This is a genomic window from Dactylosporangium sp. NPDC048998, assembly GCF_043197855.1.
In the GTDB taxonomy this organism is placed as follows: Bacteria; Actinomycetota; Actinomycetes; order Mycobacteriales; family Micromonosporaceae; genus Dactylosporangium.
This window is the reverse complement of the sequence record NZ_JBICTV010000004.1, coordinates 525304-537115: the sequence shown is the minus strand read 5'-3', so window position 1 is coordinate 537115 and position 11812 is coordinate 525304. Positions and strand designations below refer to the sequence as shown.

Genomic DNA, 11812 nt, shown 5'->3' with positions numbered 1-11812 from the left:
TGTCGTTCGTCAAGCCGAATGACTCGTTCGACACACCGAACGGATCGCGCATGGACCCGAACAAGCCGCCGATCGACCTCATCGCAGCCGCACTTCGCCGCGAACGCGAGCGCGAGAAGCTGTCCCTGAGCGAGGTCGCCAAGCGCGCCGGGATCGCCAAGTCCACGCTCAGCCAGCTCGAGGCGGGCGCCGGCAACCCGAACATCGAGACGCTGTGGGCCCTCGCGGTCGCGCTCAACGTGCCGTTCAGCCGGCTCGTCGAGCCGCCGCCGACCACGCCGCGGGTGATCCGCGCCGGCGAGGGGCCGTCGGTGAAGTCCGAGCAGGCCGACTTCGTGGGCACGCTGCTGGCGACCTCGCCGCCCGGGGTACGCCGGGACATCTACCTGATGCGCGCGGAGCCGGTCGGCGCCCGCAAGGCCGACGCCCACCTGGCCGGCACGATCGAGCACGTCGTGATGATCAGCGGCCGGCTGCGGGTCGGCCCCGAGGACTCCCCGGTCGACCTCGACGTGCACGACTACGCCTCCTTCGCCGGCGACGTCGCGCACGCCTACGAGGCCCTCGCCCCGCACACGTCATTCGCGCTGATCATGGAGCACCGCTAGACCGATCAAAACGGCAGGTAGCCGATCGTCCGGCCGCGGGCGATCACCAGCCCACGCTCGCCGATGCCCAGCACGTCCGCGCTCGTCTTCGCCTCGATGAGCAGGCGGCCGCTGTCGGGCGCGTACGCGGTCACCTTGCCCTGCGCCGAGTCGCGCACCAGCACCGCGTAGCGCGAGATCGCCACGTCGGCCTTCGCCGGGACCGCGTGCTGCCACAGCCGGCCGCCGCGCTCGAAGCCCACGACCGAGAGGTTCTTGCCGCCGTCGGTGCGCACGAGGCCGTACTGGCTGTCGGCCGCGACGATCTCGTCGCCCTCGGCGCCGGCCCACATCTCGCGCCCGTCGCGCGGGGACAGGAACACCTCGCGGTTGTCCCCGCGGGTCGCCGCCAGCACGGTGTCCGCGCCGGCCGGGTCGCGGCGCTGCTCGCAGCCGGCGCCGGACGCGGTCCGCAGGTCGTACCCGTCCTTCTTCCACAGCGCCTTGCCGGTCTCCGGGTCGCGCCCCTCCAGGCTGTACCGGCAGCTGCCGTCCTTCGGGGTCGCCGTCGACGCCAGCACCCGCCCGCCCGCGACCACCACCCGGGTCGTGTTCGACGGCTCCTCCTCGCGCAGCAGCTTGCCGTGCACGGTGTCGACGACCCGCACCTTCTGCTCGATCGGGAACCCCAGCATCGCCGGGATCGACCGCGGCATGGCCCCGATCGCGTCGCGGTACGCGGCGGCCATCACCTCGGTGCCGAGCAGGTCCGCGTTGCCGCCGTTGAGCACCCGCCCGATGCCGGGCAGCGTGAGCTTCCACATCTGCGCGCCGTCGCGCGGCGCGCGGGCCGTCAGCGTGCAGTCCGACAGGCCGCCGCAGGCCAGGGTCAGCACGGTTTCGCGGTACGTCCACGCGCCGACGGCGTTCTCGTCCTTCCAGCGCGAGGTGCCGCTCGACGGGTCCAGCGCCTCCAGGCCCTTGCCGCGCCGCCCGACCACGGCGACCGTGTTGCCGTCGTCGCCGGCCACGCCGGCCCAGTCCGCCTCCCGCTGCCACAGCATGGTCCCGGTGCTGAGCGATCGCGCCTCGACCGTGCCGCGCATGGTGACGACGGCGGCGTTGCCGGCGACGACGGCCGAGGAGGGCTGGCCGCCGACCCGCTCGGTCCAGGTGGTGTCCGGGGTGGAGAGTTTGCTGGTACTGGAGGACACCTTCTCCCACCAGTCGGAGACCTTGGGCACCGGATTCCAGCCGGTGACCAGGATGCCGGTGATGATGAGCGCCAGCACACCGATCGCGCCGAGCGCCGTCTCGAAGTTGCGGACCGCTCCCCTAGCCACGTGGCGCAGCCTAGCGCCGCGCCATGATACGCCGGCGGATGGCCGCTTTTGCCCGTGTCGCGCGCTTTCACCCGCGCGGGTGGCCCTCCCGGGCGGCGGCCTCGACCAGCGGGAGCACGCGGTAGCGGATCTGCTCCGCCAGCGCGATGATCGTCGAGGACCGCACGATCCCCTCGTGGCTCATCACGCGGTCGATCACCCGCTGCAGGTCGGCGTTGGAGCGCGCCACGATCCGGCACAGCAGGTCGCCCGAGCCGGTGATCGTGTGCACCTCCAGCACCTCCGGGATCTCCTCCAGGTGCGCCGCCACCGGGTCGTGGCCGAAGCGCTGCCGGATCTCCAGCGTCACGAACGCGGTCACGCCGTAGCCGAGCGCCGCCGGGTCGATGTCCGGCCCGTTGCCGCGGATCACCCCGCGGGCCGCGAGGCGGTCGAGCCGGGCCTGGACGGTGCCGCGCGCCACCCGCAGCCGCCGCGAGCACTCCAGGACGCCGATCCGGGGCTCGGCGTCGAGCAGGGCGATCAGCCGTGCATCGAGAGGGTCGATTTCACTGGACAATCTGCTCACCGGTACACCCTAATGCTCGGGCCAAATGTGCAACTTGACCATGCGGATCGGCGTTCCTTGCCCAACCGGACGGGGCGGGCAACGCTGAGGGGCATGACCCGCGCCATCGAAGACCTCAGCGAGCTCATCGGGGCCGTCGAGCACGACGCGTCCCGCGACCCGTTCCCGCTCACCGGACTCGATCACGTCCGGTTCTACGTCGGCAACGCCAAGCAGGCGACGCACTACTACTCGACGGCGTTCGGCATGACGCTGATCGCCTATCGCGGGCCGGAGCAGGGCCATCGCGACCACGCCGAATACGTGCTGAAGGCCGGCTCCGCGGTCTTCGTGCTGGTCGGCGGCGTGCACCGGCAGGCCGAGGCCACCCAGCACTACGAGCGGCACGGCGACGGCATCGTCGACATCGCGCTGGAGGTGCCCGACGTCGACACCGCCTACGCGTACGCCCGGCGGCAGGGCGCGGCCGGGCTCGAGGCGCCGCACGACGAGCACGACGAGCACGGCGTGGTGCGCCGGGCCGCGATCGCCACCTACGGCGAGACCCGCCACACGCTCATCGACCGCTCGCGCTACGACGGGCCGTTCCTGCCCGGCTTCGTGGCCCGGCAGCCGATCGTGGCGCCACCGGCCCGGCGCTACTTCCAGGCCGTGGACCACGTCGTCGGCAACGTCGAGCTGGGCCGCATGGACGAGTGGGTGGAGTTCTACCGCCGGGTCATGGGCTTCACCAACATGGCGGAGTTCGTCGGCGACGACATCGCCACCGAATACTCGGCGCTGATGAGCAAGGTCGTGGCCAGCGGCACCCGAAAGGTCAAGTTCCCGCTGAACGAGCCCGCCGTGTCGCGCAAGAAGTCGCAGATCGACGAGTACCTGGAGTTCTACGGCGGGCCGGGCGCGCAGCACATCGCGCTCGCCACGAACGACATCCTGCGCACCGTCGACGAGATGCGCGCCGCCGGCGTCGAGTTCCTGACCACGCCGGACTCGTACTACGACGACCCCGAGCTGCGCGCCCGCATCGGCCAGGTGCGCGCGCCCATCGAGGAGCTCAAGTCCCGCGGCATCCTGGTCGACCGCGACGAGGACGGCTACCTGCTGCAGATCTTCACCAAGCCGGTGCAGGACCGCCCGACGGTCTTCTTCGAGCTGATCGAGCGCCACGGCTCGCTCGGTTTCGGCAAGGGTAACTTCAAGGCGCTCTTCGAGGCCATCGAGCGAGAGCAGGAACTTCGCGGAAACCTGTAACACTGTCCGGGTGACGTATCCGGGCCAGCCGCAGCCGGGTGGTGTCCCGAACTACGGGCCGCCACCCGGACATCCGCAGGGTTATCAACAGGGTTATCCACAGAGCGCCCCGCCGCCGGCCGGTTATCCACAACCCATCGGCTACGAACAGCCTGGTTATCCACAGCAAGGGGCGCCGTTACCGGGTTATCCACAGCCCGGTTATCCACAGGGTCCGTACGGCGTGCCGCGGGCCGTCGTGGCGATCGCCCCCGACGGCCGGCCGGTGGCGAGCTTCGCCGACCGGCTCCTCGCCTTCCTGATCGACACCGCGGTGCTCGCGGGCGTCAACATCGTGCTGCTGATCCCCACCATGATCGCGATCTTCGTGGTCATCGCCGGCGCCGCCTCAAAGGTGCAGACCGACCCGGTGACCGGCGAGGTGACCAGCTCGCCGAGCGCGGGCGTGCTCATCGGCGTGCCGCTGCTGATCGAGTTGGGCTACGTCCTGCTGACCTTCGTGGCCGCATACGTGTACTACGTCGAGATGTTCGGCCGGACCGGCGTCACCTGGGGCAAGCGGGCCATGAAGCTGCAGCTGATCCGCGCCGCCGCCCCGGCCGCGCCGATCGACCGGGGTGTGCTGGTCAAGCGGTGGGCGGTGCAGTTCCCGGCGGGGCTCGTCCTCCCGTTCTTCTCGTGGGTCGACGGACTGTGGCAGCTGTGGGACAAGCCCTACCAGCAGTGCCTGCACGACAAGGCGGCGGGCACCATTGTGGTGAAGGTCGGATGATCTGGTGAACATCGGATGAGCAGCGGCACGGAGGCGGAGGCGGCGTGACAGCGCCTGGGTGGTACAAGGACCCTGCGGACCCGGACGTCCAGCGGTACTGGGACGGCGAAGGCTGGATCGGCGAGCCCGTTCCCGCCTCGGAACCGACCCCGGCGGAGCCGCCGAAGGTCGCCGAGCCGACGCCGAGCACTCCCGAACATAACGGACAAAATACTCAAAGCACGCTGCCGCCCATCGTGACCATCCCGGGCACGCCGCTGCCGCAGGGCGCCGTGGTGCTCCCGCCCGGCACGCCGATCCCGCCCGGCGGGTTCCCCCCGGGCCGGCTGCCACCGGGCGCGATCGTGCTGCCGCCGGGCACGCCGCTACCACCCGGGCTGCTGCCGCAGGGCGGCCTGCCGGCCAGCGCGGTGCAGGTACTGCTGCCGCCGCAGCCGGGGCTCCCGAGCCCGGCGGTGCTCCCGCACGGGCACGCCCTCGCGCCGCTGGGATCGCGGCTGATCGCCCGGCTCATCGACATCCTGATGGTCGCGCTGCTCAACGCCGCGGTCACCGGCTGGTTCATCTACCAGTACGTCAAGGACGTCGGCCCGATCATGGCCGAGATCTGGCGCCGGCAGCTGGCCGGCGAGCCCATCAACGACCTGGCCACGCCCGAGCGCGCCAGCTACCTGCAGATCGTGATCCTGATCCTCATCGCGGCGCTGTGGTTCGCCTACGAGGTGCCCGCGATCGCCGGCAGCGGCCAGACGCTCGGCAAACGGCTGCTGAAGATCAAGGTCGTCGGCCTCGACAGCGACAAGCCGCTCGGCTTCGGCCGGGCGATCCGCCGGTGGAACCCGCTCGGCCTCTCCGTGCTGCTTTGGACCTGCGGCGTCGGCTTCCTGCTGCAGTTCGTCGACAGCCTCTCGCCGGTCATCGACTGGCCACTGCACCGCGCCTTCCACGACCGTTCCGCCGGCACCGTCGTGGTGATGGCGGAGCCCTCGGAGCCCTCGGAGCCCTCCATCGACCCCCAGAACCAGAACCAGAACGCCGGAGACCAGTCATGAGCCTCACCCGCCCGGATCTCGACGCCCTTCCCGCCTACGTCCCGGGCCGCAGCGTGCCCGGCGCGATCAAGCTGGCCAGCAACGAGGTGCCCTTCGGCCCGCTGCCCGGCGTGGTGGAGGCGGTCACCGCCGCGGTGGCCGGCGTGCACCGGTACCCGGACATGGGCGTCACCCAGCTTCGCGGCCGCATCGCCGAGCGGCTCGGCGTCGACCCCGAGCGCGTCGCCACCGGCTGCGGCTCCGTCGCCCTCTTCGAGCACCTGTTCCGCGTCGCCTGCCTGCCCGGCGACGAGGCCGTCTACGCTTGGCGGTCCTTCGAGGCGTACCCGATCATCGGCGCGACCACCGCGGCCACCAGCGTCCGCGTCCCCAACACCGCCGAGCACGGCCACGACCTCGACGCAATGGCCGCCGCGATCACCGACCGCACCCGGCTGGTCATCGTGTGCAACCCGAACAACCCGACCGGCACCGCGGTGCGCAAGGCCGAGCTCGACGCGTTCCTCGACAAGGTGCCCGGCAACGTGCTGGTCGCCCTCGACGAGGCCTACCGCGAGTTCGTCACCGACCCGGACGTGCCCGACGGCCTGGTGGAGTACGGCGACCGCCCCAACGTCGTCGTGCTGCGCACCCTGTCAAAGGCGTGGGGCCTGGCCGGGCTGCGCGTCGGCTACCTGATCGGCTCGCCCCAGGTGGTCACCGCCGTGCGCAAGGTCATCACGCCGTTCTCCACCTCGCTCGCGGCGCAGGCCGCCGCCCTGGCCGCGCTCGACGCCGAGGCCGAGATGCAGCGGCGGGTCGACGTGGTCGTCGCCGAGCGGTCCCGGGTGGTCGACGCGGTCCGGAAGGTGTACCCCGAGGTGCCCGAGACCCAGGCGAACTTCTTCTGGCTGCCGCTGGGCGACAAGTCCGCCGAGTTCTCCGCCGCCTGCGAGCGGGCGGGCGTGATCGTCCGCGCCTTCCAGGGCGACGGCGTCCGCGTCACGATCGGCACGCCGGAGGAGAACGACGCCTTCCTGAGCGTGATCCTTTAGCCTCAGCCGATGCCCACCAGGACGACCGTGTCCTGGCTGAAGTAGTACCTGTCGTCGATCTCGGATTCCTTGGTGGTCTGCAGCCGCTCGATCACCAGGTATCCGGCGTGCAGGTAGAACATGCTGTAGACGAACCGGTCCGCGGGCCGGATGCGCAGCTCGGTGCTCGACGTGACGGCCCCGGTCTCCAGGTTGAGCACCAGCAGCTGATACTCGTTGTTGATCAGATAGATGTTGCGCTGGTCGCCGCCGATCAACCGGCCGGCGACCTCCGACATCCACAGCCGCTTGCCGGTGCTGCGCGAGAACGCCCAGACGTACCCGCCGGTCATCTGCTCGGCGATGACGTCCCCGACCACGACGACGTTGTCCTTGTCCGCGACCGGCTCCGGCTTCACCACGTGGTCGGCCCCGAATGACCAGTACGCCGGCGTGATCGTGCCCACCCCCGAGGCGGCGTCGGTGTACGTCACGACGTCCCCCGTCGGCGCGGCCTTGAACATCGCGCAGCCGGACCGCCCGAGCTGGCACGACGTGGGCTCGATGAACCAGTTGGTGACGTTCTCGCCGATCGACGCGCCCGGCGGCCGCCAGGTGTTGAGCAGCACCCCGCTCGCCGCGTCGTAGATCTCCAGGGTCGCCGGCTTCGCGCAGGTGTTCTTCACGAAATACGCGTCCCCGCCGGTCCAGTTGTTCGTCCGGCACCCCGGCTCGGTGGTGAACGACCGCGTCCACCGCACCTCGCCGTTCACCGGGTCGATGCCCTCGGCCACGTCCTTGCCCGTCGCGATCACGACCGGCTGCTGGTCCACCGCCGACGCCGACACGAACAGGTCCTCGGGCGCCCACATCGTCTTCGCGCCGGTGCGCCGCCCCTTGAACGACTCCCCGTCCGCGGGCTCGATCTTCGTCTGCCAGACGATGTCACCCTTCTCCGCGTCCAGCGCGACGATCTCCCCGTCCGACCACTTCGTGACCACCACCGACATGCCGACCCCGCTCGCCAGCTTCTCCACCTCGACGATCGAGACAACCTCGGCCGGCCACCGCCGGTACGACCAGTGCGGCGTCATCATCCGCTGCGCCGTCACCGGCGTGTCCGCGAACACCCGCCGCTGCTCGGTGTAAACCCGAAGCCGCCCCTCCACAATCAACGGCGCCGACGCCAGCTCCGCATACTGGATCGACTTGATCGGCTCCGGCGACGGCACCGGCTTGTCGGCCCGGCTCACCGTCTCGGCCGGCTTCAGCGTCCGATACGCCGTGATCCCCATCGCGGCCACCACCACGAGGACGAGCAGCCCGGTGAGCACGAAGCGCACCGGCCGCGACCAGCTACGCGGCGACACAAGCCGACGCAGCCCCGCACGAGCCGTCCCCATAACCACCTCCGCGGGGCACCATACCCGGCGCATGTCGCAATCCGCTCACGGCGACCGTCGATCCGCAGAAGACTCACACCCGCTTCCCACCGCCCACCCACACAGACCAACCGTCAATTGACGGTCGCTCTTCGCCCCCTTCGCCAACCGACCCGGCTCGCGGCGCGGCCGGCGCCAGGCAACAGACAGACGGCAGACGGCGGCGGAAAGCAACGGACGGCGGACAGCGGGCCAGATTCACCCGAACGTTGTCAGCCAGGGCGAGACAGACGCGGCCGGCGCCGCACTCGGCACGGCAACCGGCAGTGCCGTCATCGGTAACGCCGTCGCTGGTACCAGCGTCCCCGGAAGCGCGGCCCGGGGCGTCGGCATCAGCCGGAACCGATCGGCGTGACCGGGGCAACGGGATCCGCGGCCGGCGCCGTGTTTCACGTCACTCGGGCTCGGTGATGGTGCCGGTCACCTCCCCGAAGCCGATGCGGGTGCCCTCCGGGCCGGGTGCGGTGGCGGTGATCGTGACCGTGTCGCCGTCGAGCAGGAACTTGCGCGTGGTCCCGTCGGCCAACTGCAGCGGCCGGGATCCGTTCCAGGTGCGCTCGATGAAGGAACCGGTCTGGTCGGATCCGGGGCCGGAGACGGTGCCCGACGCATACAGGTCGCCGGTGCGCGCCCAGGCGCCGTTCACCGTCATGTGGGCGAGCTGCTGGGCGGGCGTCCAGTACATCCCGGCGAACGGCGGCCGCGACACGAGCGTGCCGTTCCAGAAGACCTCGAGGTCGATCGCATACCCGTAGTGCTCGCTCGCCCGCAGGTAGGGCAGCACGGCCGGCTCCTGCGCCGGCCCCGGCACCCGGGCCGCGTCGAGCGCGTCGAGCGGCACCACCCAGGGCGAGATCGACGTGCGGAACGACTTGCCCAGGAACGGCCCCAGCGGCTGGTACTCCCAGGCCTGCAGGTCCCGCGCCGACCAGTCGTTGACGAGCACGGCGCCGAACACGTGCGCCCGGAAGTCGTCGATGGCCACGGCCCCGCTCGACGGCACCCCGACCACGAACCCGACCTCGGCCTCGATGTCCAGGCGCGCCGACCGGCCGAACGTCGGCGCCGGCTCGTCGGGTGCCTTGCGCTGCCCGCACGGCCGCGGCACGTCGGTGCCGGAGACGACCACGGTGCCGGCCCGCCCGTGGTATCCGACCGGGAGGTGCTTCCAGTTGGGCAGCAGCGCCTCCCCGCCGGGCCGGAACAGCCGCCCGAGGTTGGTGGCGTGCTCCTCCGACGAGTAGAAATCGACGTAGTCGGCCACCTCGAACGGCAGCTCGAGCCGCACGTCCTCGACCGAGATCAGCAGTGGCTCGACCGCCTCCCGATGCCGGTTGGTGCTGAGCAGCTCGGTGAGCCGCTCGCGCACTCTCGACCACACGGGCCGCCCCGTGCTCATGAACCGGTTGAGGGTGGCCTGCCCGAGGAACGCCCCGCCCGCGTCGATCAGCCCCCGCCCCTCGGCCGCGGCCAGGTTGAGAATCCGGTCCCCGATCCGCACCCCGGTCCACCGGAATCGGTCCTGCCCGAACGCGCAGTAGGGCAGGTTGTGCACCCCGAACGGCTCGTCATCGGCCAGCCCCAGCCAGCTCGCCGCCCCGCTCACGCCGCCACCTCCTTCGGCGCGGTGAGCCGCGGCCGGCCGAACAGGCCGAGCGTCGTCAGATCCGTGCTCACGCCGTCGCCTCCTTCGGTGCGATGGGGCGCGGCCGGTCGAGCAGGCCGAGCATCGTCAGGTCGGTGACCGGGTCCTGGACGCTGCAGCTGCCGAAGCCCACCCACAGCGGGCGGTCGCGGTCCAGCGCCGGGCGGACCCGGTCGGCCAGCGGCGGGCCCTCCGTGGCGGCCAGGATGCCGGCCAGGTCGGACGGCTCAGCGCCGTCGGCGGCGGCCAGGACGGCGGCCAGAATGTTGAGGAAGCCGTGGTGGACCAGGCCCGTCTCGGCGTCGGTGTGCCGGACCGCGTGGTGCAGGCCGGCGGTGAGCTTGAACGGCACGTCGCGGTCGCGGCAGGCACAGATGACGGCGGCGAGCTCAACCGGAGTGGGGAACAGCTCCGCGGCGAGGCCGCCGGTGCGGAACTTCGCCGCGGCGGGAAGGCCCTCGGCGCGCAGCGCCGCGACGGCGTCGAGCGCGGACATGAGGCCCCAGGCGAGCGGCACCTCGAGGTACCAATGCCGGGGTTCTTCGCTCTTCCTCATGAGCGCCGCGAGCCGCTCGATGCCGGGCAGCGGGTCCTCGCCCCGCTTGGCCATGGGGCTCTCGATCTGCCGGGTGCCGGCGGGCAGGTCCCCGATCGCGGCCTCAACGGCGGCCGGCTCGCCGACCAAGCCGACGGCCGTGCCGGGCGGGGCGAGCGCGCGGAAGGCGTCGCGGTCGGCGAGCGGGATCAGCAGCGGCCCGATGAGCGGCGCGAACCAGCTCTCGCGGTGCCGGGCGTGTGCGGGCACGGCGTCTTCCAGTGCGGCGCTGCCCGGCGGGAACACGGCGGCGTCGTCGACCAGTGCGGTCAGCAGGGGTGGCACTGCGTTTGACACGGCTTCCGAATCTAGTGGACGCTTTACAGGGCGGACAACTTCGTCCGTTATCCGGACACTCCGGTGAGGAGGGCCGTGATGCCGTACTACCGCCGCGTCGGCGAGGTGCCGCCGAAGCGCCATACCCAGTTTCGCCAGCCGGACGGCTCGCTGTTCATGGAAGAGCTGATGGGGCAGGAGGGTTTTTCGAGCGACTCTTCGCTGCTCTATCACCGCAATCGACCGACGGCGATCATCTCGGCCGTGCCGTTTGAACCGCCGGCCTGGTCGCGGGTGCCGAACCTGCCGCTCAAGCCGCGCCATCTGCAGACCGCCAAGATCGGGGGCGGCAAGGCGGACCCCGTGCTCGGCCGCCAGCACCTGCTCGCCAACGACGACGTGCGCATCTCGTACGTCGAGGCGTCGGAGCCGTCGCCGCTCTACCGCAACGCGATCGGCGACGAGTGCCTCTACGTCTCGGCCGGCGCCGTCACCCTCGAGTCGACCTTCGGCGTGCTGGAGCTGACCGAGGGCGACTACGCGATCATCCCGACATCGGTGATCCATCGGCTGGTGCCCAAGGACGGGCCGGTGAAACTGCTGGCGATCGAGGCTACTGGACACATCGGACCCCCGCGGCGCTATCTCTCCGTGCGTGGACAGTTCCTGGAGCACGCGCCCTACTGCGAACGCGACCTGCGCGGCCCCACGGCACCCATGCTCGTCGAGGGGTACGACATTTCTGTGATGGTCCAGCACCGCCGTGGCTGGACTGAGCACATTTACGCAAATCACCCATTTGACGTCGTGGGCTGGGACGGCTGCCTCTACCCGTGGGCGTTCTCGATCCACGACTTCGAGCCGATCACCGGGCGCCTGCACCAGCCGCCACCGGTGCACCAGACCTTCGAGGGCCCCAACTTCGTGATCTGCTCGTTCGTGCCGCGGAAGGTCGACTACCACCCGCTGGCCATCCCGGTGCCGTACAACCACCACAACGTCGACTCCGACGAGGTGCTGTTCTACACCGGCGGCAATTACGAGGCCCGCCGCGGCTCCGGCATCGAGCTTGGCTCGATCTCGCTGCACCCGAGCGGCTTCACCCACGGACCGCAGCCCGGCGCGGTCGAACGCGCGATCGGCGCCGAGGCGTTCGACGAACTGGCGGTCATGATCGACACGTTCCGGCCGCTCGACCTGTGCGAGCCGGCGCTCGCCATCGAGGACGCCGGCTACGCATGGACGTGGGCCCGCAACGGGTGAGTCGG

The 11812-nt window shown here is 71.0% G+C and carries 11 protein-coding genes; 6 read left to right on the top strand and 5 right to left on the bottom strand.

Annotated features, from left to right (window positions below; genetic code table 11):
• Window positions 1-50 precede the first annotated feature (50 nt).
• Window positions 51-608 (top strand): helix-turn-helix domain-containing protein, encoded by a 558-nt coding sequence (locus tag ACGFI8_RS13245; RefSeq protein ID WP_392803857.1) that lies wholly within the window; start codon window positions 51-53, stop codon window positions 606-608.
• Between the two features lie 5 nt (window positions 609-613).
• On the opposite strand, the gene ACGFI8_RS13240 is transcribed toward ACGFI8_RS13245, so the two are convergent.
• The gene (locus ACGFI8_RS13240) at window positions 614-1930 is read right to left on the bottom strand and encodes a PQQ-binding-like beta-propeller repeat protein (RefSeq protein ID WP_392803855.1); all 1317 of its coding nucleotides are present in this window, start codon (window positions 1928-1930) and stop codon (window positions 614-616) included.
• Between the two features lie 67 nt (window positions 1931-1997).
• Window positions 1998-2498: an Lrp/AsnC family transcriptional regulator gene (locus ACGFI8_RS13235; RefSeq protein WP_392803853.1), complete on the bottom strand. Its 501-nt coding sequence runs from the start codon at window positions 2496-2498 to the stop codon at window positions 1998-2000.
• A 93-nt stretch (window positions 2499-2591) separates the two neighbouring features.
• On the opposite strand from ACGFI8_RS13235, the gene hppD reads away from it, so the two are divergent.
• The 4 genes from hppD to hisC all read left to right on the top strand — a co-directional run bounded on the left by hppD (window position 2592) and on the right by hisC (window position 6607).
• On the top strand, window positions 2592-3749 hold the full coding sequence (gene hppD, locus ACGFI8_RS13230; protein WP_392803851.1) for a 4-hydroxyphenylpyruvate dioxygenase: 1158 nt from the start codon (window positions 2592-2594) through the stop codon (window positions 3747-3749).
• 223 nt (window positions 3750-3972) lie between these two features.
• A complete protein-coding gene (locus ACGFI8_RS13225) occupies window positions 3973-4521 on the top strand; it encodes an RDD family protein (RefSeq protein ID WP_392803849.1) in 549 nt (182 codons plus the stop codon).
• Between the two features lie 44 nt (window positions 4522-4565).
• Entirely contained in the window at window positions 4566-5573 is a 1008-nt protein-coding gene (locus tag ACGFI8_RS13220; protein WP_392803847.1) for an RDD family protein, read from the top strand.
• Window positions 5570-6607: a histidinol-phosphate transaminase gene (hisC, locus tag ACGFI8_RS13215; protein ID WP_392803845.1), complete on the top strand. Its 1038-nt coding sequence runs from the start codon at window positions 5570-5572 to the stop codon at window positions 6605-6607. Before ACGFI8_RS13220 ends, hisC begins: the two co-directional genes overlap by 4 nt.
• A gap of 2 nt (window positions 6608-6609) precedes the next feature.
• On the opposite strand, the gene ACGFI8_RS13210 is transcribed toward hisC, so the two are convergent.
• From ACGFI8_RS13210 to ACGFI8_RS13200, 3 genes are all read right to left on the bottom strand, one after another.
• The gene (locus ACGFI8_RS13210) at window positions 6610-7929 is read right to left on the bottom strand and encodes a PQQ-binding-like beta-propeller repeat protein (protein ID WP_392803843.1); all 1320 of its coding nucleotides are present in this window, start codon (window positions 7927-7929) and stop codon (window positions 6610-6612) included.
• Between the two features lie 493 nt (window positions 7930-8422).
• Window positions 8423-9634, bottom strand: a complete 1212-nt coding sequence (gene fahA, locus ACGFI8_RS13205; RefSeq protein WP_392803841.1) for a fumarylacetoacetase — start codon at window positions 9632-9634, stop codon at window positions 8423-8425.
• A 67-nt stretch (window positions 9635-9701) separates the two neighbouring features.
• Entirely contained in the window at window positions 9702-10565 is an 864-nt protein-coding gene (locus ACGFI8_RS13200) for a hypothetical protein (RefSeq protein WP_392803839.1), read from the bottom strand.
• 78 nt (window positions 10566-10643) lie between these two features.
• Here ACGFI8_RS13200 and ACGFI8_RS13195 point away from each other — a divergent pair, with 78 nt between their 5' ends.
• Window positions 10644-11807, top strand: coding sequence for a homogentisate 1,2-dioxygenase (locus tag ACGFI8_RS13195; RefSeq protein WP_392803837.1), 1164 nt, complete (start codon window positions 10644-10646; stop codon window positions 11805-11807).
• Window positions 11808-11812: the final 5 nt, after the last annotated feature.

Bases quoted from the DNA above. Each gene is read 5' to 3' on its own strand.
- hisC (WP_392803845.1), top strand. From the start codon at position 5,570: ATGAGCCTCACCCGCCCGGATCTCGACGCCCTTCCCGCCTACGTCCCG.
- ACGFI8_RS13245 (WP_392803857.1), top strand. From the start codon at position 51: ATGGACCCGAACAAGCCGCCGATCGACCTCATCGCAGCCGCACTTCGC.
- ACGFI8_RS13195 (WP_392803837.1), top strand. From the start codon at position 10,644: ATGCCGTACTACCGCCGCGTCGGCGAGGTGCCGCCGAAGCGCCATACC.
- hppD (WP_392803851.1), top strand. From the start codon at position 2,592: ATGACCCGCGCCATCGAAGACCTCAGCGAGCTCATCGGGGCCGTCGAG.